This is a genomic window from Halopseudomonas sp., from assembly GCF_038130085.1.
GTDB lineage: Bacteria > Pseudomonadota > Gammaproteobacteria > Pseudomonadales > Pseudomonadaceae > Halopseudomonas.
Window position 1 is genome coordinate 175,037 of sequence record NZ_JAYPMU010000005.1, and the last position, 25,579, is coordinate 200,615.

Annotated in this window: 22 protein-coding genes and 1 other RNA gene; 10 read left to right on the forward strand and 13 right to left on the reverse strand. The window is 59.3% G+C overall.

Going from position 1 to position 25,579, the window contains the following annotated elements; translation table 11 throughout:
- Nucleotides 1-1,243: retention module-containing protein (locus AAFM31_RS05985; protein ID WP_341706991.1), on the reverse strand; the 1,243-nt coding region annotated here is incomplete at its 3' end.
- A 415-nt stretch (nucleotides 1,244-1,658) separates the two neighbouring features.
- Here AAFM31_RS05985 and AAFM31_RS05990 point away from each other — a divergent pair.
- From AAFM31_RS05990 to AAFM31_RS06000, 3 genes are read left to right on the forward strand one after another with little or no spacing between them, the layout of a single operon-like run.
- On the forward strand, nucleotides 1,659-3,020 hold the full coding sequence (locus tag AAFM31_RS05990; RefSeq protein ID WP_341706992.1) for a TolC family outer membrane protein: 1,362 nt from the start codon (nucleotides 1,659-1,661) through the stop codon (nucleotides 3,018-3,020).
- Nucleotides 3,021-3,042: 22 nt separating this feature from the next.
- Complete coding sequence (locus AAFM31_RS05995) at nucleotides 3,043-5,220, forward strand: type I secretion system permease/ATPase (RefSeq protein WP_341707015.1); 2,178 nt, start codon at nucleotides 3,043-3,045, stop codon at nucleotides 5,218-5,220.
- A complete protein-coding gene (locus AAFM31_RS06000) occupies nucleotides 5,204-6,574 on the forward strand; it encodes an HlyD family type I secretion periplasmic adaptor subunit (RefSeq protein WP_341706993.1) in 1,371 nt (456 codons plus the stop codon). Before AAFM31_RS05995 ends, AAFM31_RS06000 begins: the two co-directional genes overlap by 17 nt.
- Before the next feature lie 6 nt (nucleotides 6,575-6,580).
- Here AAFM31_RS06000 and AAFM31_RS06005 read toward each other — a convergent pair whose 3' ends face one another.
- The 5 genes from AAFM31_RS06005 to AAFM31_RS06025 form a co-directional block, all read right to left on the reverse strand.
- The gene (locus AAFM31_RS06005) at nucleotides 6,581-7,204 is read right to left on the reverse strand and encodes a DsbA family protein (protein ID WP_341706994.1); all 624 of its coding nucleotides are present in this window, start codon (nucleotides 7,202-7,204) and stop codon (nucleotides 6,581-6,583) included.
- A 20-nt stretch (nucleotides 7,205-7,224) separates the two neighbouring features.
- The gene (locus tag AAFM31_RS06010) at nucleotides 7,225-8,175 is read right to left on the reverse strand and encodes a rhodanese-related sulfurtransferase (RefSeq protein ID WP_341706995.1); all 951 of its coding nucleotides are present in this window, start codon (nucleotides 8,173-8,175) and stop codon (nucleotides 7,225-7,227) included.
- 117 nt (nucleotides 8,176-8,292) lie between these two features.
- A complete protein-coding gene (locus AAFM31_RS06015) occupies nucleotides 8,293-8,604 on the reverse strand; it encodes a BolA/IbaG family iron-sulfur metabolism protein (RefSeq protein ID WP_341706996.1) in 312 nt (103 codons plus the stop codon).
- A gap of 46 nt (nucleotides 8,605-8,650) precedes the next feature.
- Nucleotides 8,651-9,631, reverse strand: a complete 981-nt coding sequence (locus tag AAFM31_RS06020) for a DMT family transporter (protein WP_341706997.1) — start codon at nucleotides 9,629-9,631, stop codon at nucleotides 8,651-8,653.
- Between the two features lie 102 nt (nucleotides 9,632-9,733).
- Complete coding sequence (locus tag AAFM31_RS06025; RefSeq protein WP_341706998.1) at nucleotides 9,734-10,681, reverse strand: HPP family protein; 948 nt, start codon at nucleotides 10,679-10,681, stop codon at nucleotides 9,734-9,736.
- Between the two features lie 110 nt (nucleotides 10,682-10,791).
- On the opposite strand from AAFM31_RS06025, the gene AAFM31_RS06030 reads away from it, so the two are divergent.
- From AAFM31_RS06030 to AAFM31_RS06040, 3 genes are all read left to right on the forward strand, one after another.
- Nucleotides 10,792-11,142 (forward strand): 4a-hydroxytetrahydrobiopterin dehydratase, encoded by a 351-nt coding sequence (locus AAFM31_RS06030; RefSeq protein ID WP_341706999.1) that lies wholly within the window; start codon nucleotides 10,792-10,794, stop codon nucleotides 11,140-11,142.
- A gap of 359 nt (nucleotides 11,143-11,501) precedes the next feature.
- Nucleotides 11,502-13,508, forward strand: coding sequence for a bifunctional tRNA (5-methylaminomethyl-2-thiouridine)(34)-methyltransferase MnmD/FAD-dependent 5-carboxymethylaminomethyl-2-thiouridine(34) oxidoreductase MnmC (gene mnmC / locus AAFM31_RS06035; protein ID WP_341707000.1), 2,007 nt, complete (start codon nucleotides 11,502-11,504; stop codon nucleotides 13,506-13,508).
- 103 nt (nucleotides 13,509-13,611) lie between these two features.
- On the forward strand, nucleotides 13,612-16,353 hold the full coding sequence (locus AAFM31_RS06040) for a 7TM diverse intracellular signaling domain-containing protein (RefSeq protein ID WP_341707001.1): 2,742 nt from the start codon (nucleotides 13,612-13,614) through the stop codon (nucleotides 16,351-16,353).
- Here AAFM31_RS06040 and AAFM31_RS06045 read toward each other — a convergent pair.
- Entirely contained in the window at nucleotides 16,331-17,089 is a 759-nt protein-coding gene (locus AAFM31_RS06045) for a sulfite exporter TauE/SafE family protein (RefSeq protein WP_341707002.1), read from the reverse strand. The genes AAFM31_RS06040 and AAFM31_RS06045 overlap by 23 nt on opposite strands.
- A gap of 70 nt (nucleotides 17,090-17,159) precedes the next feature.
- Here AAFM31_RS06045 and AAFM31_RS06050 point away from each other — a divergent pair, with 70 nt between their 5' ends.
- Nucleotides 17,160-17,408, forward strand: a complete 249-nt coding sequence (locus AAFM31_RS06050; RefSeq protein WP_341707003.1) for a YheU family protein — start codon at nucleotides 17,160-17,162, stop codon at nucleotides 17,406-17,408.
- On the opposite strand, the gene AAFM31_RS06055 is transcribed toward AAFM31_RS06050, so the two are convergent.
- Nucleotides 17,399-18,187, reverse strand: coding sequence for a transporter substrate-binding domain-containing protein (locus AAFM31_RS06055; RefSeq protein WP_341707004.1), 789 nt, complete (start codon nucleotides 18,185-18,187; stop codon nucleotides 17,399-17,401). The genes AAFM31_RS06050 and AAFM31_RS06055 overlap by 10 nt on opposite strands.
- 122 nt (nucleotides 18,188-18,309) lie before the next feature.
- Between AAFM31_RS06055 and AAFM31_RS06060 the strand changes: the two genes are divergently transcribed.
- Together AAFM31_RS06060 and AAFM31_RS06065 are read left to right on the forward strand one after the other, a co-directional pair.
- A complete protein-coding gene (locus AAFM31_RS06060) occupies nucleotides 18,310-18,603 on the forward strand; it encodes a hypothetical protein (protein WP_341707005.1) in 294 nt (97 codons plus the stop codon).
- A gap of 88 nt (nucleotides 18,604-18,691) precedes the next feature.
- Nucleotides 18,692-19,555 carry a pirin family protein gene (locus AAFM31_RS06065; protein WP_341707006.1) on the forward strand — a complete coding sequence of 288 codons (864 nt, stop codon included), beginning with the start codon at nucleotides 18,692-18,694 and terminating at the stop codon, nucleotides 19,553-19,555.
- Between the two features lie 18 nt (nucleotides 19,556-19,573).
- Here AAFM31_RS06065 and recR read toward each other — a convergent pair whose 3' ends face one another.
- Genes recR through dnaX form a run of 3 tightly spaced genes read right to left on the reverse strand, consistent with a single transcriptional unit; the run spans nucleotide 19,574 to nucleotide 22,572 of the window.
- The gene (gene recR / locus AAFM31_RS06070; RefSeq protein ID WP_341707007.1) at nucleotides 19,574-20,173 is read right to left on the reverse strand and encodes a recombination mediator RecR; all 600 of its coding nucleotides are present in this window, start codon (nucleotides 20,171-20,173) and stop codon (nucleotides 19,574-19,576) included.
- Nucleotides 20,174-20,176: 3 nt separating this feature from the next.
- Nucleotides 20,177-20,503, reverse strand: a complete 327-nt coding sequence (locus AAFM31_RS06075; RefSeq protein ID WP_088276660.1) for a YbaB/EbfC family nucleoid-associated protein — start codon at nucleotides 20,501-20,503, stop codon at nucleotides 20,177-20,179.
- A 17-nt stretch (nucleotides 20,504-20,520) separates the two neighbouring features.
- Nucleotides 20,521-22,572: a DNA polymerase III subunit gamma/tau gene (gene dnaX, locus AAFM31_RS06080; protein WP_341707008.1), complete on the reverse strand. Its 2,052-nt coding sequence runs from the start codon at nucleotides 22,570-22,572 to the stop codon at nucleotides 20,521-20,523.
- Between the two features lie 220 nt (nucleotides 22,573-22,792).
- Between dnaX and AAFM31_RS06085 the strand changes: the two genes are divergently transcribed.
- Entirely contained in the window at nucleotides 22,793-24,448 is a 1,656-nt protein-coding gene (locus tag AAFM31_RS06085; RefSeq protein WP_341707009.1) for a methyl-accepting chemotaxis protein, read from the forward strand.
- Between the two features lie 244 nt (nucleotides 24,449-24,692).
- Here the strand turns inward: AAFM31_RS06085 and ffs are convergent.
- Nucleotides 24,693-24,787, reverse strand: an RNA gene (gene ffs / locus AAFM31_RS06090) — signal recognition particle sRNA small type.
- A gap of 341 nt (nucleotides 24,788-25,128) precedes the next feature.
- A partial coding sequence (locus AAFM31_RS06095) for an abortive infection family protein (RefSeq protein WP_341707010.1) occupies nucleotides 25,129-25,579 on the reverse strand: 451 nt, incomplete at its 5' end.

The window sequence follows — 25,579 nt, forward strand, 5'->3', positions numbered from 1 at the left end:
CGTCAAGATTGACGACCGGGGTGCCTTCGTTGTCTTCGATCAGACCTTCAACCGTAGTGCTGCTGCCCAGATCCGCACCGGTGACCGAGGTCAGCGTCATGTGCAGGTTTTCAAAGGTGCCCACACCACCCTCAAACACCAGGTCATCCACGGTCGGGATAACAATGCTGCCGGTGGTGCTACCAGCCGGAATGATCACGCTGCCGGTGAGGACAACCGGGACGATGTCGCCCGATTCAGCCGTCCCATCCAGCGTCAGCTGCCAGTTCACCGTCACCGGTTCGTCCGACTCACCACTCATGGTGATGCCAAACACCAAATCACCGCCTTCGACGACCTGTGCACCAACGCCTTCAATCTGATCCAGACTCACTACCGGCGGCTGCTCGTTGTCCTCAATCAGGCCAGCAGCAGTCAGGTCGCCAGGCGCGGCAGCGACCACATCGGTGATAGAAACGACCAAATCTTCGAACGTGCCAGGGCCCCCTTCAAAGATATCGTCGTCGAAGGTCGGGATAGAAAGGAGATAACTGGTACTACCGGCAGGAATGGTTACCGTGCCTGTCAGCACAGCTCCATCAGGGAGGTCGCCTACACTCGCAGAGCCCAAGGTAACCGACCAGGTAAAACTCACTGGAACTGTACTTGGTCCAGACAGGGAAATAACGAAGTCAAGGGTGCCACCCTCGACGGTCTGAGCGCCACCCGCATCGCCTGTGGGCTCAACCGGTGTAATGGTAATGACCGGAGGCTCTTCATCGGGGAAGAACAGATCTTCTTCGTTAGGTACTTCCAGCGCAGCCGTTGCTAAAGGTCCGGTATCAAGACCTACATTCGGCGTCACCCGCAAATCGAGGCGATCCAACAGAACGAAAGAATGGCCACCGCCCTGCCCACCGGCACCACCAGCGCCGCCAGCAGCTGGGCCCGCCGCGGTCGCTTCAAGCAATTGAGTCGGGTCGACGCCGGCTGCGATCGCAGCCTGGATGGCGTCTACGTCTAGATCCTGGGGCTGCGCTGCACCGCCGGAACCGCCTTCGTCTGCAACAAGGAAGGAAGAGTCGCGACCGAGATCGACCTCGCGACCATCGCTGAGCTGCAGCGTCACGCTGCCTTGCTCGCCAGTCGTGACCTGTTCGCCAGCCATCACCCGGTCACCTTCAACCAACAGGCGCTTTTCCCCGCTGGGAGTGACAACGAATACCTGACCGACAACTTGAGTAACCTTTGCGCTGGTAGCCATTTTCATGACTCCTTTCATTTCATGTGGACAACAGTCACGGGGATATCGTTACTTGACGTCGACCCGAGAACCCTCGGCTTCCCTTCACATACCCTCAACGCCGACTCCACTAGACTCCCTGAAAAGAGACAGCCACCACACGGCGCAGAGAAATCGTCAACCTACCGACACACACAAACCAAAAAAATCCGACATGTCAATTTGCTGACTAACAACAAATATACTAAACCTTCTCTAAGGCTGCTCTTCCCGTTTTAGATGCATTGGCAATATGCCGGGAAGGCGCTGGTTCGATTTGGTATCAAAACAGCATCAGTAAGACGGATCTCCTGTCGAAAAGTCTGACTAGACTTGAGAACAAACGCGGGCCAGACCCGCTAAGAACTAACAACCGGCGTTACATCAAGGAGGATCTATGAAATCCTTATCCCCGTGGCAGTTCCTGGTACTGCCGCTGACCCTGTCCGTGTCTCTAGCCACTTCGGCTCAATCACTGCCCGAAGCAATCCAGACAGCCATCGACAACCATCCCGAGCTGCGCGCCTCAGCCAGCAGCCGACTTTCAGCGGAACAAGACCTCAAAGGCGCCCGGGCCGGATACTTGCCGACCATCGACCTCACTGGTGGCTACGGCAGAGAGGGAACGGATAGCCCCTCCACACGCGCAGCCAACGACAGCCACTCAACACACCTAACCCGCGGCGAAGGATCCCTGCGCTTGGGCCAGATGCTGTTCGATGGCTTCGCCACCTCGAACGAGGTCGGCCGCAACGTTGCCACCGTCAACTCGCGCGCTTATCGCGTTCTAAGCACGGCGGAACAGATCGGCCTCGCTACTGCAGACGCTTACCATCAAGTGCTGATGCGCCGAGAAATGGTGCGTTTGGCAGAAGAAAACATGATGAGCCATGAGCGTGTGCACGATCAGATTCGCCTGCGCAGCGAGCGCGGCGTCGGCCGCAATGCTGACTTGGACCAAGCAGAAGCTCGTCTAGCCCTGGCTCGCAACAACCTGGTTACCGAGCAAGCCAACCTGGCAGACGCGGAAGCGGTCTACTACAGCATTGTCAGTCAGCCACCCGGTGATCTGAGTTTGCCGGCACCCATCACTGGCCTGCTGCCGGAATCGGTTGAAGCCGCCATGCAGGACATCCCGAACAACCCCTACATCAAGACAGCAGAAGCGGACCGTATCGCCGCAGAGCGGCAATACGAGTCGGCCAAATCGCCGTTCTACCCCCGCTTCGATCTGGAGCTGGCGCGTAACTTTGACAGCAATCTGGATGGCACCCCCGGCCACTACAACGAATGGCAGGCGATGGTGCGTATGCGCTACAACCTGTTCAGCGGTGGTCGCGACAAGGCTCGCATGGAGTCCAGCGCCCATCAGATTAATGAAGCGATCGAGATTCGCAACAACGCTTACCGCCAGCTAAGCGAAGAACTGCGACTGGCTTGGAACGCGATGGACAGCGCACGCAAGCAGGTGCCAATTGCCCAGCAGTATGTTGATCACACCGTGCGCGTACGCGAAGCCTACCGCCAGCAGTTCAACATTGGCGAGCGAACCCTGCTTGACTTGCTCGACAGCGAAAACGAGCTCTTCACCGCACAGCGTAGGTTGACCGAAACTCGCTTCTCCGAGTATCTGTCCCAGTACCGCCTGCTTGCTGTTGCTGGAGAGTTACTGCGCAGCCAGTCGGTAGTCCCGCCGGCTGAATCCATGGCTCTGAGCGACTCAGGCTCTCCGTACTCCGACTTGCCAACAGGTCAATAACGTTTTGACAGCGCCTGATGTACTGACGGGGCCAAAAGGCCCCGAACAGGGGGCGAACAGCAACGCAGGGGGCGACCCTCGTAGCCGTTTCGATGATCCACTGCTCGACGCACTGCTGATCCTCTGCACCTGCCTGCAGGTGCGGACCAGCCGTGGCGTGCTTGCTGCCGGCCTGCCCTTGCAGGACCAGCGTCTTACCCCCGAACTGCTGCCGCGTGCAGCAGCCAGAGCAAATCTCCAGGGGCGTATTCTCAACCGTCCACTGGATCAAATTGACGACATTGCCCTACCTGCCCTGCTGTTCCTGAAGGACGGTCGCAATGTCGTACTGGAGTCCTGGCAAGGCGCAGATAAAGCACGCCTGCTCACCAGCGAGTCTGCGGGCGGCGCCAAGCTTATTGAGCGCTCTAAACTAGCGGAGCTGTACTCCGGTCGCGCGTTTTTTGCCCAACCCCGGCACCGTTACGAAGTTCAGCTGGACTCGCCCTTACCGCGCACCAAGCACTGGTTCAAGGATACTCTGCGGCTGTCTCGGCGCCTGTATGCCGACTCCATGGTGGCCAGTTTTCTGATCAACCTGATTGCGCTGATGACGCCCTTGTTCGTCATGAACGTTTATGACCGGGTTGTCCCTAACCAGGCCACGACGACGCTTTGGGTATTGGCGATTGGCATTTCCCTGGCCCTGCTGTTCGACCTGATACTGCGCACCCTGCGCAGCTATTTTCTCGATCTTGCCGGGAAAAAGACTGACCTCATTCTGTCCGCAACGCTGTTTGAACGCATCCTGGGCATGAACCTGAAGGCGCGTCCGACGCGAGTCGGCAGCTTTGCGCAGAACATTCATGAGTTCCAGAGTCTGCGCGACTTCCTTACCTCGCTGACACTGACCAGCGTAATCGACGTTCCCTTTTCGCTCCTGATCCTGCTGGTAATCGGCTTTATTGGTGGCCCGCTGGTTGCCATTCCGCTGCTGGCCTTTCCGCTGACCATCCTGCTCGGCTGGATCATTCAAGGGCCCCTGGCTCGCTGCATTGACCAGACCCTGCATCTGGCCAGTGAGCGACAGGCGATGCTGATTGAAACGCTGGGTGGCATTGATCTGCTGAAAGTGAACTGCGCCGAGAGTGAACGCCAACGCCAGTGGGAGTCCACCGTCGGCGCGCTGGGCCGACTGGAGATGAAGGCCCGTAAATTGTCGACTCTGGCGGTAAACGGCACCATGTTCCTGCAGCAGCTGGCAGGCATTGGCATGATCGTCTCGGGCGTCTACCTGATCGGCGATGGTGCTATCAGCATGGGTGGCCTGATCGCATGCTACCTGCTGAACAGCCGGGCCCTGGCACCGTTGTCTCAAGTTTCCAGTCTGCTAACCCGCTATCAGCAGGCGCGACTGACCATTGGCACCACCGACAGCATGATGAACATGCCCCAAGAGCGTCAGCCGCAGGCGATTCCGACCCAACGCCGCCAGCTCCATGGTGCAATCGAAGCGCGTGATGTCTGCTTCACTTATCCCGAGCAGCAATATGCCGCACTGGAAAATCTCAACCTGCGCATCATGCCCGGCGAGCACGTCGGCATCATTGGGCGCAGCGGGTCAGGAAAAAGTACGCTGGAAAAGCTGCTGCTGAATCTCTATCAGCCAGACAGCGGGCACCTACTGGTCGACGGCGTCGACATTCAGCAGCTGGAAGTGGCAGACCTGCGCCACAACATCGGCTACGTACCGCAGGATATCCAGTTATTCAATGGCACCCTCCGAGACAACCTGACGTTAGGTGCACGCTATGTGGATGATGAGCGTCTGCAACAAGTTGCCGACATGGCCGGAGTCAGCGACTTCGCCCGCCTCCACCCACTCGGACTAAACCTGCAGGTTGGCGAACGTGGGATGAACCTATCGGGCGGTCAGCGCCAGGCCGTTGCGGTGGCCCGCGCACTGCTGCTGGACCCGCCGCTCCTGGTTCTGGACGAGCCAACCAGCGCGATGGATAACAGCAGCGAGGAACGCCTGAAGCGACAGCTGCAACCCATTCTCAAAGATCGCACCCTGATACTGGTGACGCACCGCGCCTCGATGCTGTCACTGGTGCACCGGCTAATCGTGATTGACGGCGGCAAGATCGTCGCCGACGGCCCCAAGGAACAGGTACTCGAAGCCTTGCGCAAAGGACACGTGAATGTCGCACGCAGCTAAGCCCACTTTGCAGTTAAACGGCGGCCCTGCACCCAGCAAACCAGCCACGGCCACCGACACTCCCTTGCCGGACCTGACCCACGCGATTCTCGAGGACTCACCGAAGTCAGCGCGCATGATGCTTTGGGCACTGGTCGCTTTTCTGCTCACCGGATTGCTCTGGGCGCACTTTGCCAAGGTCGAAGAGCTGACCCGGGGACTTGGTAAGGCCATCCCCCCCGGCAAGCTGCAACGCGTGCAGAACCTCGAAGGCGGTATCGTTGCTGAAATTCTGGTCCGCGAGGGCCAGATCGTCGAGAAAGGTGCCCCACTAATACGCCTAGACGACACCCGGTTCGCCTCCAACGTGCAGGAAACACGCGCAGAGCAGCTGGGCAAGCAGGCCAGAATGGCCCGGCTCACCGCTGAAGCCGAGGGTGGGGAGTTGGTTATGCCTGAAGAGGTATTGCGCGAAGCCCCTGAACTGGCCGAGGCCGAGGTAGACCTGTACAAATCACGCCAACGACGCTTGGCAGACGAGCTGGCAATCCTCGACGAGCAACGCCGCCAGCGCGAGCAGGAACTGAATGAGCTGCGTTCGAAGCAGCGCCAGTTCAGCAACAGCCTTGGGCTGCTGCGCCGCGAAATCAACATGTCAGCGCCGCTGGTAAAAGATGGCGCCATCTCAGAGGTAGAAGTGCTTCGCCTGCGTCGGGCAGAGGTCGAGACCCGCGGCAATCTGGACGGCACGACCTTGGCTATACCCAGAGCGGAATCGGCGCTACGCGAAGTCGAACGCAAAGCCGAGGAAGCGCAAAACCGCTTCCGCAGCGAAGCCTTCGAGGAACTGAACCAGACCCGCATTGACCTGCAGAAAACCTCCGCCTCGGGTCTGGCCCTGGAGGACCGAGTACGCCGAACGCTGGTTACGTCGCCGGTGCACGGCATCGTCCAGCAGTTACTGGTCAACACCATCGGCGGCGTTATTCAGCCCGGCAGTGACCTGGTCGAAATTATCCCGCTGGACGACACTCTGCTGTTCGAGGCCAGAATCCGCCCGCAGGATATCGCTTTTCTGCATCCGGGCCAGGAGGCCATGATCAAGATCACAGCCTACGACTACACCATTTACGGGGGGCTCAAAGGAGAGTTGGAGCACATCAGCGCAGATACTGTGACTGATGAAAACGGCGACAGCTTTTATTTGATTCGCCTGCGTACCGACCAGAATCACTTGGGCTCGGCAGACAAGCCCTTGCTGATCATCCCCGGCATGGTCGCCAGCGTAGACATCATCACCGGCCGCAAGAGCATTCTGAGCTACCTGCTGAAGCCGGTGCTGCGAGCCAAAGCCGAGGCCCTGCGCGAGAGGTAAGCGTCCTCAGGCTGCTGCGGAAACCCAGCGCTGCAGCAGCCCGAGCACTTCACCCGCGGGGCGGAAACCGTTACACAACAACGCCAACTGACCATCGCGTTCGGCAAACAGAATCGGCAGCTCCGCAAATCCCCTGTCAGCCACCCAATTCCAGTCCTGATCCAGCTGCTGCTGTGTTTCCGGATGGTCAAACCGTGCAGCAAAGGCCTCCGCGTCGTAGCCCGTATCGAACGCGATCTGCCGCAGCACTGTGGGCTGAGTGACATCCAGGCCCTGAGCATAGAACGCATGCTGCACGGCCCGCGCAAATGGCCAAGCCAAGCGCTCATCCAGACTACGCGCTGCGATCAAGGCACGACTGGCCGGACCGACGTTGAACACCAACGATACCGGCAACTCATGAGGGTCGGAGAAAGGCTGCCCGCTCAGTGCTGCAACCGCCTGCCAATGATCAGCCAAGGCTTGGCGCGATGCAGTATCCAGAGGCGTTTGCAGATGAGAACGCAAGCTGCCGGCGACCAGACGCAACGGCAACTCGGGAAACTCAACACGAATGGAGTCGAGCAGCGGCGCCAGTCCCCAGCACCATGAACACATCGGGTCCATCACATAGATCAGGCGCTGCTGCATGCGGTACTCCGTATCTGGTATCAGCGATCAGCCTTGGCGTTCGGTGACGCCTGCGACGGGGACATGCCGATTGGGTGCGGACGATTTTGCGCCTTGGCCAGTTGAATCTGGCGCTGACGTTCCTCGGCACGCTGACGGGTTTTTTCCGGCAGACTGTCGTAGCAGTGCGGACAGCTGATGCCCTCTTCATACTGTGGCGACGCCATATCCTCTGCAGAGACAGGATGACGGCAAGCGTGGCACTGATCGAATGACCCCGGAGCCAGATCATGGCGCACGGTTACCCGGTTGTCGAACACGAAGCACTCACCATTCCACATCGACTCTTCAGCCGGCACGTCTTCAAAGTACTTGAGGATGCCACCCTTGAGATGAAACACCTCGTCAAAGCCCTCTTCCAGCATATAGCTGGAGGCCTTTTCGCAGCGAATGCCCCCGGTACAGAACATTGCCACCTTTTTGTGACGTTTCGGATCGAAGTGCTCGCGCACGTACTCGGGAAATTCGCGGAAGGTCTTGGTCTGCGGATCAATCGCACCTTCGAACGTGCCGATAGACACTTCGTAGTCGTTGCGAGTGTCGATCAGCAGCACTTCCGGATCACTGATCAGCGCGTTCCAGTCCTTGGCTTCAACATAAGTGCCGACTTTGCTGGTCGGAGAAATGCCGGGGACACCGAGCGTCACAATCTCTTTCTTGAGTTTGACCTTGGTACGGTAGAACGGCATTTCCTCGCAGTAGGACTCCTTGTAGTCCAGATCGGCGAGACGGGCATCGGAGCGCAGCCAGTCAAGCACTCGGTCCATGCCCTCGCGCGGGCCCGCGACGGTGCCATTGATGCCTTCCAGGGCCAGCAACAGGGTACCTTTGACGCCGTTGGCGACCATAGTGTCAAGCAGCGGCTGACGGAGAGTTTCGTAGTCGTCCAGTTGGACGAACTTGTAGAGTGCCACAACAACAATTGCAGACATGCTTACCTCGGCATTCAGTGGGCGCCCGCGTAAAGGGCGTACTTTTTGAAAGGGCGCATTCTAGCAAAGCAACTGGCGACAACAAACCGCCAGCAGGCAGACGGTCAGTGCCAGGCCCTAGTCGGCCTTGCTGCCACCCAGGCAGTTTGGCGAAGCCGGCGCCTGCTGGCGTTGCTGCCACTCGGCCGGGGTATAGGTGTGCAACGCCAGGGCGTGAATCCGCTGCATCAGCGCACCCAGCGTCGCGTAAACAGCCTGGTGACGCTTGACCGAGTTGAGCCCGGAAAAGCGCTCACTGACCACCACTGCCTTGAAATGGGATTCAGAACCGGGCGGCACGCTATGCATATGACTCTCGTTAACCAACTCCAGATGAGTCGGGTCGAGTGCCTGTAGTGCCTGTTCAAGTGCTTGCTGGACGACGGCCATGGTCACCTCCTGAAAAACGGGACGCCATTGTAGCGCACCAGCCGGATCAGGAGCCGGCTGGCGGCGGCGTCACAGACAGCCGGCGCAGGCGGCGCTGCTTCAGACTGTTCATCAAGCTCGGCGCTAGCGCGATCAGCGCAGAGCCGCACACCACCAGCAACGCGCCAAGATAGGCCAGACTGTTCAATATCTCCGGCTCGATCACACCCGGCCAGATCATGGCTCCGAGGGCAACCAGCGAGAAGGTGAACAACGGCGTGGTGGTCACCGTCGCACTCACCCGGGATGCCTCCCAGTGAGCGAGCGCCTCCGCAAAAGCGCCATACGCTACCAGGGTATTAAGGCAGCACCCGAGCAACAGCCAGGTTTGCACTGCGTTCAACGAAAACAGTTGAGACGGCGTTGCCAACGGCCAAATCAGTGCCGCGCAGGAAAGATAGATCACCATCATGACCGACACCGAAGACCAGACGGTCAGCAACTGCTTCTGAGCCAAGCCGTACAACGCCCAAGAGAAAGCCGAGGCAATGGCGATCAGAATCCCTAGCGTGTAGCCGCTCATTTGCGTCATCAACTCAACCAGTCGTTGATTGAAGAACAGCACGAACCCTGGAAGCAGCACAGCCAGGCCTAGCACCTGACCAATACCGAAGCGTTCGCGAAACACCAGCATGCTACCCAGCATCAACATCACCGGCGCGGTCTGGATGATCAACTGCATGGTGCCCGCAGAGAGTCGATTGAGCGCCATCAGGTACAACACATAGTTGAACGCAAGGCCAAGCACCGCGACCACCAGCAAGCCCCGGTTGCGAGTAGACAGGCTCCGAATCGAAGGCAATCGCCGCTTGGCGGCCAGCCAGAGAAGCAGCACCAGGCCGGCGCTCAGCAGTCGGTACCAGGTCACGGTATAGGGGTCCATGATCTTGAGTACTTCCTTGAGCATGATCGGCAGAACGCCCCACAGCATGGTGGTAGTCAACGCCAACAGGAATCCGTAAAGCCAGCGGCCGGATGAAACATGCATGAAGCACACTCGGAAAAGACAGGGAGGGACGCCTATTCTAGAAAGCCACCCCGTATCAGAACAGAGACAGTTTCAAGTCGCTTCTACCGCAAACTGTACCGGTCAACCTTCTGCAGGTGCCCTCTCATCAGTGACCCGATGCCACTGCCGCCCCTGCTCGTCCGGGGCAACCTGATAACGCGCCCAGCGAACAAACTCACTGACCCGGCATATGCCGTTCCCGCCTTCGCCGGCGCCCTTGATGATGCGATAACGCACTCGGCCAGCCCGCCCGGGGCGACTTACCACCTGCTGCACCTCACGGACCGACCAGTTACGGCCCGGCAGGCCATTACTGTAATAGCCCCCAGCGACCAGGTCCTCGGCACTGACCCCCTTGCTCTGAGCATTGGCGTTGGCCAGCTCGACCAGGCGCAGCAAATCGTTGAAATCAATGTCCATGTACGCGTTCATCTGCTTCAGCGCGTGCTCGAAATCTTCTGGGGCAATACCGGGCGCGCGGCCGATCGCGTGTCGGCTCAGCGGCAAAGGATAGCGGCGACTGGTAAACAGGCTGTTGAACAGCACCGCAAATAGCACGATGACTAGTACATCCAGCAGAATCGGGAAGAGCACAAAGTTATAGCCCGCCTCCGCAATCTGCGGCCCACCCAGCACCACTATCATGGCCGTGGCGCTGCCCGGCGGGTGCAGGCAACGGGCGTACATCATGATGATCACACTGCCGCCCACTGCCAGCGCAGCCAACCAGAAGCCCGCCGGCAGCCACTGGATACAGGCCACACCAAAGGCCGCAGACAGAACATGGCCGCCGATGACTGACCAGGGTTGGGACAGCGTACCATGGGGCATGGCAAACACCAGCACAGCACTTGCGCCCATGGAGCCAGTCACCCACAGAGCCCCTTCCGACGCCATCACGAGGTGGGTCACCCAATAGAGCAGGATCAACGCCAGTGTCGTGCCAAGCGCTGAAATCAGTTTTTCCTGATGGGTGGTACTGTCCGGGCGCCAACCGAGAAACCTGAGCCCCCGGCGCAACCACCGCATAAGAATCACCTGTGTACATCCCCCGTTAGTTCACGTCTGCCAAATGATAGCGCGTTACGCCAATCAGCGAACTGCTATGCTGATGCCAAGCAATACCATCGGAGATAGCGATGAACGAACTCGCCGACCGTGAACTGGAGTCCGGGCAACAGGCCCGAGCACTGGTACAGGAGCAGATTGAAGACTTTTTGACTCACCTGCCCGGCTGGGACCTGAATTGCGTAGACGGCGTGCATCGTATCGAGCGCGTCTATCGCTTTGATGATTTCGCCAGTGCGCTGGCGTTCAGTAACCTCGTCGCAGCGCTGGCTGAGAAGCACGACCATCACCCCGCCCTGCTGTTGGAGTGGGGACGCGTGACCACCAGTTGGTGGACACACTCACTCGGTGGCGTTCATATCAATGACCTGATCATGGCGGCCAGAACCGAGCGTCTATATACCGCCCCAGCCGCAAGTTGATTGTGATTGGCGACATCACAGATTCCACTTGTAGCCAATTTGTCTAACAACGTCATACTCTGCGCCTGAAGGCGTTATCATCTCGTGCTATAACAAAAAAAGGCGGCCATCACCCGATTGCTACAGCGATCTGCCGCCGCGGCCACTCGTCCAACAAGACCAAGCGCCGCCCGGCACCCAAAAGGTGCCTATTCAAATAAAAATAAGAAGGCGTATGCCATGAAATCGGTACTTAAACCCAAATGGTCCACCGTCGCGCTGGTGGTTTTGGCTACTTGGCTGCTGCTGATTCTGCCCAATATGGGGTAACACCAGCCAGCACTGTACAATGCCCGGAATCTTCAGCCCCGGGAGCCTGCGTGAGCGCACCTACTATCGAATCCGCCGATCTGGTCTGGATGGATGGCGATCAACCCTTCTCCAGTCGCTTCGACGATGTCTACTTTTCCCGCGAAAGCGGTCTGGATGAGACCCGTCACGTCTTCCTAACCCACAACCGGTTGTCGGAGCGCTGGTCTAGCCTGAGTGCTGGCGAGCACTTCTGCATCGCGGAAACGGGCTTCGGCACCGGCCTGAACTTCCTTGCAGCCTGGCAGCTGTGGGAAACCTGCGCACCGCCAGACACCTTCCTGCACTTTGTCAGCACGGAAAAATATCCGCTTTCGCGCCCTGATCTGCAGCGTGCGCTGGCCATCTGGCCGGAGCTGGACGGGTTAAGCGCGGAGCTGCTCACGCAATACCAAGATTTGACACCCGGCTGGCAGCATTTCTCTTTTGCTGGCGGTCGCGTCACCCTGACCCTGCTGATCGGCGACCTGTTCGATACCCTGCCGCAGCTGGACGCAGCAGTTGATGCCTGGTTTCTCGATGGATTCGCGCCGGCGCGCAACCCCGACATGTGGCAGCCAGCGCTCTATCAACGCATGGCTGAGCTATCACGCCCAGGCGCCACGGTCGCCACGTTTACCAGTGTTGGAGATGTACGTCGCGGGCTGATCGCCGCCGGCTTTGCCATGCAGAAGGTGAAAGGCTTCGGGCGCAAACGCGAGATGCTCTGCGGTCAACTTGAGCACATGGCTGAGCAACGCTGGCAAGCCCCTTGGTATGCCCGGCCGAAACCAGCCGAAGAGCGCAGCGCGGTGATCGTTGGCGCCGGGCTGGCCGGCTGCAGTACCGCTCATGCCCTGGCCCGCCGTGGTTGGCAGATCACCGTGATCGAACGCCTTCCCGAGGTAGCTGGCGCCGCCTCCGGCAATCCGCAAGGCATTCTTTATTGCAAGTTGTCGCCCCACCACCCACCGCTCTCACGCTTCATCCAGAGCAGTTATCAGTACAGCCTGCGGCTGCTGCAACGCGAGCTAGAGCCCGGCGAAGGTCGATGGCAGCCATGCGGGGTGTTGCAGCTTGGGAGCGATGAGAAAGAACAGACGCGCCAGCTGGGGCTGGCCAACCAGGGCTATCCGCACAGTTTCCTGAACGCCGTCGATGCCACACAGGCAAGCGCTCTGGCTGGCGTTGAGGTCCACCACCCCGGTCTGTTTTTCCCGAGCGGCGGCTGGGTCAGCCCCCCAGCCCTCTGCCGCCGCCTGCTTGACCATCCGAACATCCAGGTGCACACGACTACCGCTGTCGCCGAACTACGCCGAGGCAATGACCAGTGGCACATCCTGGACGATAGCGGCAACTGCCTCTTATCAAGCCGCACGGTGATTCTCTGCGGGGCCCACGAGACAGCCCGCTTTGAACAAACCCGGCACCTCACGCTAAAGCCCATTCGCGGTCAGATTACCCACCTGCCCGCCGACACCCTCAGCAGCCAATTGAAAACGGTGCTGTGTGCCGATGGCTACGTCTCTCCAGCCAGACAGGGTGAGCATCACCTGGGTGCCAGCTTCCGCTTCGATCGACTCGATCTGGATCCCAGCGACGAAGAAAACCAGCACAATCTGCAGCTACTGCAAGACCTGTCCCCTGAACTGCACCAGCATTTCAGCACTACGCCCCCGCAGGGCGCTCGGGTCGGCCTGCGCTGCACTGCACCCGACTACCTTCCACTGTTGGGGCCGGTACTCGAGCCAGATCAATTCCTCGAGCAGTACACCGTGCTTGGCAAGGACGCGTCGCAGCAGCCAGCTGGACCGCCCCCCTGGCAACAGGGCTTGTATGTGAACACGGCTCATGGCTCCCGTGGCCTGATCAGCGCGCCACTGAGCGGCGAGCTAATTGCAGCCTGGCTAAACGACGAACCTCTTCCGCTGCCCCGCGACCTCAGCGAAGCAGTGCATCCGTCTCGCTTTCTGCTGCGCCAGTTGGTGCGCGGCAGTCGATCCAAGCAGCAAAATCCGACACGTAGCACGCAGCAGTAATAAAAGCCTTGTGCTAGCATTCGGGGAGCCCTGACCATATAACCATAATCATTCCAAGGTCTTTGAGCCGAGTACCGCCCGTATGCGTTTTTGCCGCTTCTTAATGCTGTGCTGGCTCCTGCTGGGTTTTACATCCGAGACGTGGGCCCAACCAACAGCTTCCAGCCCTCAATTGGCTGGCGGCGTTGACGTCAGCGGGCTCGAACACCGCCTCGACCTCGGGCCCAACCTGTTGCTGCTCGAAGATCCGCAGGGCAGCCTGAGTATCAGCCAGCTGCTACGCAGTAACAGCCTGCAACCATGGCGTGCGCCCAGCGGCGAGCACGTCAATGAAGGCAAGAACCCATCGGTCTGGTGGATTCAATTCGCTCTGCAGAATACCCAGGCTACGTCCATTGAAGGCGTCATCGAGATCGACTACGCCCTGCTCGACAATCTAACGCTCTACCAGCTGCAATCGACCGGTGTGCCCCTGGTTCAGCAAGGCGGGGATCACGTTCCGCTGGATGAGCGCGCAGTGGCCGTGCGCAACCATTGGTTCCCTGTATCACTGCCGCCGGGTGAAAGCCGCTTCTACCTCCGCGTCGACACTGCCAGCACCGTATTTGTGCCGATCTACTTTGCCAATTGGTCTACCAGCAGCGCTCAGCTGGAAAACAGCATGCTGGCAGCCGGTCTGTTCTACGGCATTCTGCTGGGGTTGTTCGCCTACAACTTGTTTCTGCAGCTGTCCCTCCGCGAGGCGACCTACGCCTGGTACCTGACCCACATATTCAATATCTTGCTGTTCATGGCGGCGTTCGACGGACTGCTCTGGAAGTGGATCGACGCCAGCATTACGGTGCAGACTCTGTGCATCTACACGCTGATGTTTTTGCACTGCGCCGTATCGACCCAGTTCAGCCGCCATTATCTGCACACCCGTGAGCAGTTCCCGCGACTGGACAAGGCCCTGCAGGCCAAGATCCTGGTTGTCCTCACCGCCATGGTGATCATCCCGTTCTTCAGCATTGATCTGTACAACAACATGGCCAGTCTGTTCGTGCTGGTCAGCTCCATTATCCTGCTGGCAACCGGGGCGTACGTCTGGCGAAAGGGCTTCCGCTACGGCTCCTACTACACGCTGGCTTGGGGCTTTTTACTCTGCTCACTGATCATCTCGACCGCAGGTTCACTCGGTTTCGAGTTGCTTGGCGCCAGCTACGGTACCCACTGGGTCAAGCTGGGGATGTGTGCAGAGATGATCATCCTTTCGCTGGGTTTGGCCGATCGCATCAACGCACTCAAGGAAGCTCGCTACCGGGCCGATGAAGAGGCCCGCCAAGCCCGACTCGAAACGCTAGCTCAAAGCCGCTTCCTTGCACGTATGAGCCACGAAATACGCACCCCCATGAACGGCGTCCTCGGGATGCTGCAGTTGCTTCTGGAAACCCGCCTGGACAACCAGCAACGCTTCTACCTGGACACCATCAGCAAATCGGGTCAAACGCTGCTGACCGTCATCAACGACATCCTCGACTTTGCCCGCCTTGAGTCAGGACGAGTGCAGTTGGAGAGCATTGCCTTTGATCCAGAGGAGTTGATTTCCGAAACCGCCAGCCTGTTTACCGCCCAAGCACTCGAGAAGCGCCTGGGCCTGCACTGCAGCGTCAGTGCGGATCTGCCTAAGCAGCTGGTTGGCGATCCCACGCGGCTCAAGCAAGTACTGATGAACCTGCTCAGCAACGCGTTCAAGTTCACGGAACGCGGGCACGTCAGCATCCACGTCAGCGGAACACAAGACAGCCCGACCTCAGATACATGGCGTGTTCACTTCGAGGTGATCGATACCGGGATAGGTATCGCGCAAAGCGCTCAAAGCAGCCTGTTTGACTCCTTCACTCAGGCAGACAGCAGTACCACAAGGCGCTATGGCGGCACCGGTCTGGGGTTGGCGATCAGTCAGGAGCTTGTTCGTCTTATGGGCGGCAGCATCAATCTGAACAGCGCGACAGAGCAAGGCACCAACATGCATTTTTGCGTGCCGCTCACGGGTGTCGGCGCGGTGAAACCTCTACGGCCAGGACATTCAGCATGGCTGATCACGCGTCTTGGTGAAGCACGGGGGCACTATCAGACCCAGCTGGAGCGGCTTGGGTTCAGCGTCCAGTCCAGCACAGGCAGTACTGACGACTTACCGGCACAACCCGCGAATCTGGCGGTGCTGGATACCCAAGACATTCCTGCCGATCTGCTCCAGCAACTGATTCATCACTGCGCGCAGGAAGCCATACCGCTACTGCTCCTGCGCGCTGCAGATGATCATCGACAGCTAACGCTAAAGGGCCAACTGCTTGAGCAAGGTATTCCGCTGCTTCCAAGCCAACTGCGCCAAGCCGTAACCCAGTTGCTCGATGGCGACTGCCAAAGCCGCCTTCCAGCCGGGCAATCCACCCCAGTGTCTCGCCAAGGGCGCGGCCACTTGCTGATCGCCGAGGACAATCAGGTCAATCAACTGGTGATCAAGACGCTACTGGAGAAAGCCGGGTACAGCCTGGAAATCACCGAGAACGGCGTTGACGCTCTGCAGTGCTACCGCAGCAACCCGGACAGCTACGACCTGATATTGATGGACTGCGAGATGCCACAAATGGATGGATTTGAAGCAACCCGGCGGATTCGTGCTCACGAACAGCGTGAGCACCTACCCCGCACACCGATCGTTGCGCTGACCGCACACGTCCTCGATACCCACCGTCTGGAGGGCATGGCCGCCGGCATGGACGATTACCTGCCCAAGCCGGTAGACAGTGAGCAACTCTACGCCAGCCTGCAACGCCTGATCAGGAGCCGAACAGGCCAATGATGCCTTCAACCAGCAGCTTGCCGCCGGTCAAAAACAGGAACAGATAGCACAGGCGGTAGATGAGTTTTTCATTGGTCCGCTGCAACATCCAGAATCCGAGCCTGACGCCGATCGGCGCCAGCGGCATCAACACCAGAGACGTCAGCAGATTCTCGCTGGAAAACTGCCCAAGGTAGACATAGGCAGGAACCTTTACCCAGTTCACCAAGGTGAAGAACACCGCCAGCGTGCCCATCAGCAGGGTTTTCTCGAGCCGCTGCGGCAGCATGTACACGTTGATTGGCGGGCCGCCAGCGTGAATACCAAAGCTGGTAAACCCGGACACAGTCCCCCATAAACGGCCACGCCACACACTGGCAGGACGCGCCGCAACCTGATCCCGCCGCAGCCAGGCGTTGAACACAAACAGCACCGCAATGGTGCCGATCAACAGCCGTATATGCTCCTCATTAAGAACCCGGAACGATACCGCACCGAGAGCCACACCGAACATCGCAGCGGGCAGGATAATCCGCAGGTTGGCCTTATCCCAACGCCCCCGGAAGGTACGTATCGCGACCAGATCCATCACGCAAAGAATCGGCAACAGGATGGCCGCGGCCTGCTGCGGTGAAACCACCATAGCCATCAACGGCACCGAGAGAATAGCAATGTTCCCGCCGAACCCACCCTTGGCAATCCCATAGAGGAGCACCGCCGGCACGGCGCAAAGATAAAACATCGGATCGTCGATCATTGCCCTGTTGATACCCTTGCAAAGGGCGCGAGTGTAACATTGCCGTCTCCCTCAGCAGAGAAACCCGCGCATGTTGATTCCCTACCAGATGTTGGAACCCGACACACTCGACGCACTGCTCGAAGACTTTGTAACCCGCGACGGCACCGATAACGGCGACGACAGCAGTCTGAATCAGCGAGTCGCTCAGGTCAGGCGTCTGCTTGAGCGCGGCGAGATATTGATTGTGTTCCACCCGGACACTGGAGACACCAGTCTGACCCACCGCCACAGCGTCCCCGCTGACCTGCTGAAAGCGTTCCTCGAAGATCAGTCCTGAACTGCGGGCAAGCCCGCTGTGGCGGTGTCCAACGGGTCGCCATAACGATGCAAGATGCGCGTGTACTCACCGGAGCTGCGCAACTGCTCCAGCGCCTGGTTGAACTGGTCACGGTGATGCTCGTCAGCAAAGGCGACGCTGTAGTTCGACGGTTTGAATAACCTGTGCACGCGCACCGGCTGGGTAATGTCAGCCTCACCCCTCAGACCGTGATTGCGGGCGCGAAAAATGCGCTCATCCGTAATGATGTAATCGACCCTGCCAGCGTACAGCATCAGATTGAGCTGCACCGTCTGAGCCAGCTCGAGATACCGAGCGTTGCGCTCGGACATCAACTGAAATTCCGCCCCGAGCAGCTGCCGCGCCCGCTGGAACGCAACGACTGAATGATCACCGAGGTCTGCGATACCTTTGGGATCCAACTGGCGGCGTTCCAGGCTGACAGCGACATTGTGATATTGGATGTAACTGTCAGAGTAGAACGCCTCAACTCCGCTTTGGCGGTTGGTAGCGGCAAAGGCATCCAGCTGACCCGCACGAAACATCAGGTAAAGCCGTTCAGAAGGGGCATGCACCGCCTCTAGGCGAAACCCAGCCAATGACAGCGTCTCAGTAACCAGATCGATATCAAGGCCCCGGCCGCTTGCGATGACCACATAAGGTGGTCGATCTAGCCCAACGCCCACGCGCAGGGCCGGCTGGGGCTCCTGCGCCTGTGACATATCAGCGCATATCAGGGTCGCAAACACGCCACCCAAAATCGCTTTGAACCAAATCATTCCGCGCACTCCAGCCCGATTCGCGCTCAGTGTTGATCAGCTGAGACAGCTACGCAAGCGCTTGGAGCTTCGAGGCTGAGCGGATACCATAGCGCTTTCCCCTGCAGGCATGCGAGGTAGTGATGAAACGATTTGTAGCGCTGGCCCTGACCGGCCTGCTCGGCTTGAGCAGTTTCTCTGCACTGGCCTGTACCCCGGAAGAAGCGATCGCCAAAGGCGAAGTGCTCGCACAATTGATCTACGACCGCACCAAGGACCAGCCGGGCAAAGCTGATGAACTGAACGCCCGCCTCAAGGCCCTTCAGGAGCAGGACCCCGCAAATGGGCGTTATGATTCCTGCCAAGGTTATCAGCGCATCATCGACGAATTGGAAGGTCACTCTGCGCCCACGACTCCCGCAGAAATAGATCAGTAAAATCGATACGATCTACGCACTTTTTGCGTTATCAAATCGATTTTCTCCACCATAGAATGGCGTATGACCTCTATCAAGGAGATACGCCATGAGCCAATACCGTGACCTGATCGAAGCCGTTGTCGGCCAGCCGGCCTCTGACGGCGACGGCGTGCGCCTGACACGTGTCTTCGGCGGACGCGACGCTGCCCGCTTTGACCCCTTCCTGATGCTCGATGAGTTCGGCTCGGACAGCGCAGACGACTACATTGGCGGATTTCCCTCTCATCCACATCGCGGCTTTGAAACGGTCACCTACATGCTCGAAGGCCGGATGCTGCATGAAGACCACATGGGCAACAAAGGTCTGCTCGAGCCTGGTGGCGTGCAATGGATGACGGCCGGACGCGGCATCATTCACTCCGAAATGCCGCAGCAGGATCACGGCACGATGCGTGGTTTTCAGCTTTGGCTGAACCTGCCGGCAGCGGAGAAAATGCAGCCCGCTCACTACCGCGATCTGCCTGCAGGCGACATTCCTGTAACCTGCCTCCGCGGCGGCGGTCAGCTCAAGATGATCGCTGGCAGCCTTGAGTACCAGGGGCAGCAGCTGAATGGGGCCATCACCGGGGGCAGCACAGCCCCGCTCTACCTCGACCTTCATCTCATCGCGGATGATCAGATTACGCTACCGACACCAACCAGCCACCGGGTTCTCGGCTATGTCTATGAAGGTGCGACCACAGTAGCGGGAGACAGCCGTCAGGCACAGCTGAAAAAAGGCCAGCTCGGACGTTTTGGGGAAGGGCAAGAGGTGCGCTTGAGCGCCGGCCCGGAGGGGGCTCGACTACTGCTGATTGCAGGCCGCCCGATTGGCGAGCCAATCGTGCAATATGGCCCGTTCGTAATGAACACCGAAGCCGAAATTCACCAGGCAATCAGAGACTATCAGCTCGGCCAACTGGCGGGCTGAGCAGACAGCGGCCCGAACTCAGAGGATCTGGGTTCGGCCCGCCAAAGCGTGGGCCAGCGTACCGCCGTCGATATACTCCAGCTCCCCACCCAGCGGAACCCCATGGGCGATCCGCGATACCCGAATACCGCGCGGACGCAGCAACTCGGCAATGTAGTGCGCCGTCGCCTCGCCCTCAACGGTTGGATTGGTTGCGAGGATAACCTCATCGACTGCGCGCCCCTCAAGGCACTCGAGTAACGCCGGCACCCCAATCTCGTCAGGGCCCATGCCGTCGATCGGGGACAGATGCCCCTTAAGCACGAAGTAGCGTCCATTGAAGCCGCCAGCTTGCTCGACAGCCCAGACGTCTGCCGGACTTTGCAGCACGCAGAGCAGCCGATCATCGCGCCGCGGGTCACTGCACAGCGAGCAGATATCCGTCTCGCTTAGCGTCCGGCACCGCTGGCAGTATCCCACCCCGTCTACTGCTGCCTGCAGAGCATGCGCCAGATGCGCCGCTGCAGCGCGGTCGCGCTCGAGCAGGTGCAGCGCCATGCGCTGGGCGGTTTTGGGGCCGACGCCCGGCAAACCGCGCAGGGCATCGACCATCTGACGAATCAGCGGACTGAAGCTCATGGATCAGAAAGGCATCTTGAAGCCGTCCGGCAGATTCATGCCGGCGGTAAATCCGGACATTTTGTCCTTGTTGGCCTGTTCCAGCTTGCGCACCGCGTCGTTCACCGCAGCAGCAATCAGGTCCTCCAGCACTTCCTTGTCTTCCTGCATCAGACTGTCATCTAGATTGACCCGGCGTACATCATGACGACCGGTCATAACCACCGATACCAGCCCGGCGCCGGATTGGCCTGTCACTTCCATATTGGCCAGTTCTTCCTGCATCTTGGCCATCTTTTCCTGCATCTGCTGGGCCTGCTTCATCAGACCTGCCATGCCACCTTTCATCATGACGCTATCCTCCAGTTTCAGCTTGCGGGTTCGTCAATCGGACGAATCGTATCCGCACAAATTTCCGCGGAAAACTCCGCGCACAATCGTTGGACCATCGGGTCGCCGTGAATGCTCAGTTCGGCCGCTTTCTGGCGCGCTGCCTTGCGCCGCGCGGCAGCCACGGCAGGTGTTTCCTGCGTAGGCGCATTTACCTCGACCACCAACACCACGTTGGCTTCTGTGGCAGCGGCAATAGCCTGCTCCAGTCGCTTACGATGGTTTTCGTTATAGAGCGCACTGTGCCCCGGGTCCAGATGTAGCGTCCAACTCTCCCCGTCCCGACCAACCAGCTGGCAGTGCGCTGCGATACTTTGGGTCAAACCGCTCAGCCCCAAGCGCTCAAACAACCCCAACCACTCCGCGGCCACGCCCGTGGCCGGGGGCAGATCACTCAGGTCGTCGCTGTCGTCCTGTACCTCTGCAGCAGGCGTTTCTGGCTGCCAGTCGCCCATGTACTGGCTGACATCAAGCTCTTCCTCATCATCACGATCAACGCCGCTATCGTCCGGCGGCGGGCCGTCGAGCCAATCCGCCGGCGGTTCGTCCTGCGGCGGGCGGTACGGCGTCTTGGGATTCAGTGGACGAGGCACCTCTCCAGCAGCGGCAGCTGATGAAACCTCAGCTTCCAACGCAGCGTCCGCCACATCCATCTCGGCAGACTCTGGCGCGGCTGCACACGCATCGGGCTCGGCAGGTTCCGGCTCTGCTTCCGGTGCAGGTGCAGGTGCAGGTGCAGGTGCAGGTGCAGGTGCAGGTGCAGGTGCAGCAGGCTGCGCAACCGCAGCGGGGGCGTCAACCGACTCTGCGGTTGGCGCCTTGGTGTGTGCGGGCTCAGTGCTGGCTGAACTGGGCCCTGTCGGCTTTTCCGGCGCAGGTGGCGCCGGCTGACTCGAGGGAGGTGTCGGCGCCACCGTCACCCCGTTAGCGGCGGCGTCTCCGAGCGTACCTGGACGAAACGCCAGCATACGCAGCAAAGCCATTTCAAAGCCACCCCGTGGCTCCGGCGCCAGCGGCAGATCGCGACGCCCGTGCAGGGCCAGTTGATAAAACAGCTGGACATCCTCGGCGCTGACTTTGCCTGCCAGCTCCAGCACGCGCTGCTGATCACCGAGGCTGTTGTCGGTAGCCTCAGGCACGACCTGCGCCATCGCCAGACGCTGCAAGGTCGAGATCAGTTCGGCCAGCACGCCGGCAAAATCCACGCCCTGCTCGGCGAGTTGCGCCGCGGCTGCCATCAGACCCCGCGCGTCGCCAGCGATAAGTGCTTCGAGTACACCAAAGACCTGACCATGGTCGATAGTGCCGAGCATGCTGCGCACTTGCTCTACACGCAGCTGTCCATTGCCAAACGCGATCGCCTGATCTGTCAGGCTCAGCGCGTCGCGCATTGAGCCATCAGCGGCACGCCCGAGCAGCCATAACGACTCCTCATCAAAGCCGATCTGCTCTTCGCCAAGCACGTGACGCAGATGCTCCACGACTTTTTCCGGCGGCATGTTCTTCAGCGAAAACTGCAGGCAGCGCGACAAAATGGTCACCGGCAGTTTTTGCGGGTCAGTGGTCGCGAGCAGAAATTTGACGTGCTCCGGCGGTTCTTCCAGCGTTTTCAGCAACGCGTTGAAACTGTGGCTGGAGAGCATATGCACTTCGTCGATCAGGTAGACCTTGAAGCGTCCGCGAGAAGGCGCGTATTGCACGTTCTCAAGCAGTTCACGGGTATCTTCGACCTTGGTTCGACTGGCGGCATCCACCTCGATCAAATCGACAAAGCGACCCTGATCAATCTCGAGACACGCCGAGCACCGACCACAAGGTTCCGAGCTGATGCCCTTCTCGCAATTCAGACACTTGGCGAGAATTCGCGCGATGGTGGTTTTGCCGACACCGCGGGTTCCGGTGAACAGATAGGCATGATGCAGGCGGTTGTTATCCAGCGCATTGATCATCGCCTGAAGCACATGGGTCTGACCGACCATTTCACGAAACAAGCGGGGACGCCATTTGCGGGCTAGTACCTGATAACTCATTGGCTCTGTTCGTTTCCGTTGGGTCGAATGCAAGCGAGTAATGTACCCAAGCAGGGACTACAATGCGAGTAGAAGACGCCATTTCAGCCGATTGTTGCGCCCTGCAATCCGGCCTGTGGCTACAGTCAGAGGTTCTTCGCTGACTGGGGCGACGGCATGCCCAAAGCGAGGCTCACAGCCGCGAGCCGCCACCATGCCTTGCAAAGGATATCGCCACGCCATGCCCGCATTGAGTAACCTCACCATCAAGCTACGCCTGATCGCCCTCAGCACCTTCGCACTGGCGCTGCTGATCATCCTGAGCGTCATCTCGATTGTTGCACTCAACAACGCTGCTCGCTCACTGGAGACCGTCTATCACGACCGTCTTATTCCAACGGGTCAACTGGGTCGGATTGAGCATTCGGTGCAGACGATACAGGTCGAGCTGCTGTTGTCCGCCCAGCACAACCCGAGCCACCCCCTGCGCAGCAGCCACCAGCATCCGCTGGAAAAGCACCTCGATGCAGTGGATAACGCGGTCAATCAGATCAACACGGACTGGAAGGCCTACCTGTCGACCTACCTCACCCCAGAGGAAAAACAGATCGCAGATACTGCCGACAGGCAACTTACCAGCCTACTCAACACAGGTGTCAGGCCGGCACTGACAGCGCTGCGTAACGACGACTTTGCTGACGCCAACCACATCCTTCTGACTGCCCTGCAACCTGCCGCAGTGACGCTCAGCACCACACTAGAGGACGGCCTGGAACTGCAGATTGGGATTGCCGAGCAAGAATTCCAACGCGCCGAGGCCAGCTACCACCGCACATTGATCATCGCCACAGTGACCACGCTATTGGCTCTCGCCGTGCTGATCCTGATGTCCTGGAGCATCATCCGCGGCATCACTGCAGCCGTTGCCAGACTCGAGCTCGCCAGCACCAGACTTGCTGACGGCGACCTTTCTGCTCGCACCCATGATCGCAGCAGCGACGAGCTGGGCCGCATCAGCCAGGCATTCGATCGCATGGCAGAGCGCTTTCAACACACAATTAACCAGGTGGCTGGGTCCAGCAGCCAGCTGGCCGCAGCAGCCGAGGAAACCTCTGCGATCAGCGTGCAGACCGGCAGCGGCGTGCGCCAGCAGCAGCACGAAGTCGAACAAGTCGCAACGGCCATGCACGAGATGACTACCACAGTACAGGATGTCGCGCGCAACGCCGCCGACGCGGCCGAGTCTTCACGCCAGGCAGAACAGGAGGCACAGCAAGGTCGGCAGCTGGCATCACGTACTATTGATGCCATTCAATCACTGGCAGAAGAAGTAGAGCGCGCAGCGCAGGTGATTCAGCGTCTGGAGCAGGAAAGCGACAGCATCAGCTCGGTACTGACGGTCATTCAGGGCATCGCCGAGCAGACCAACCTGTTGGCGCTCAACGCGGCCATCGAGGCGGCGCGTGCCGGTGAGCAGGGACGTGGCTTTGCGGTGGTCGCTGACGAAGTACGTGCACTTGCTTCACGTACCCAGCAGTCCACATCCGAGATCCAGAACATGATCACTCGCCTGCAGGATGGTACCGGCGAGGCGGTCAGCGTCATGCAAATCAGTCGCGACAAGGCCCGGCAAGGGGTGGACGCGGTCGGCCTGGCCAGCGACCGTCTGCTGGCAATCACCGACGCGGTCACCCGCATCAATGACGTCAACGCGCAGATTGCATCGGCCGCAGAGGAACAGTCGTCGGTCGCCGAAGAGATCAACCGCAACATTACTAACGTCAGTGACATTGGCCGGCAAACCAGCACCGCATCCGAGCAGAGTGCGGCAACCAGCCAGGAACTCGCTCGCTTGGCCAGTGACCTGCAACAGCTCATCAGCCACTTCCGCGTCTGAACAACAACAGGGTGCGGACTAGCGTCCGCACCCTGCACGCCTCTCTCCCACCGGACAATCCGCCCGAGCGCGGGTCATCGCATCAGTGGCAAACCACTGAATTGCGCGCACGGCAAGGCTGCAGCAGAAGCTAGGCAAGAAACGAAAAAGGGAAGGAAGGAGACAAGGCCTGGATGTACCACCTCTTGTACCACCTGCACAAGAAATAGCAGAAAAGCCTTATAAATCAAAATATTGGAGGCAACCCCATCAGCCACACCCCGGCACACGATATGACCGCTGCGGCTGCTCCCTTCCGGGCCTGACCGGGTTCACGGCTGATCATTGCGAGGGCTTCAAAGGCCCGAAACTCCTGAGTTACAGCGGTTTTCGCACGTCACGCAAACATCAATTTGAAGTCGACATTCTAGAACATACAGACAGCCCTCTGGGAGTACTCTGGATCACCGTTTCGGATCACTTGTGGATCCCTTTTGGATCACCTGGCCACACCCTATCGGCCATTTTTTGAGAAAAATGCGAGACGGTATACATGACGCTGCAGCGCCGCATTCCCCCCTGCCCCCCCTAGGGCGTCGGGTAGAAAAAGAGGCGTCCCCCCACCTGGCACGACGTCAAAGCAACCGAGGCCCCTAACAGGATGATGGCCTCAGCAGATCCGTGATCAATGCGCAGCCCTGCTAGCCCTGCCTGAACTCCCAAGTTGCAATCAGGAAGGTAGCCATAGCGCCAGCGAGGTTTACGGCTAACTCAGCATGGCGCGGCGCTGGCTTGACCCAGCTAGCTCCCTTTCCGTGAGAGTCACCGAGTCTATTTCTGAGACCACCTAACCCCTCGACCACTGACGTGCATCCACCAAGAATGCGCTTGAAGTCTTTATCGGCATGTTGGCTTGGTGAGAGGTTCAGTTGTTCAGCAGCCATGTTATAGAGCTTGTTGATATCGGGAGCATCGCCATAGCTGGCTCCGGCCTCATCAAGAATCAACTTACATACGGCCTCAAGCAGACTCCTCGCCATTGTGATGGCTCCCTCGGGATCGCTATTTCTCCGCTCCAGGGCCTTTGCCCAGGCAGCATGAACCGCCCCGGGTTTCGCGGAGGCTGTTTGGTTTAAGTCAAGCCGCCACCTT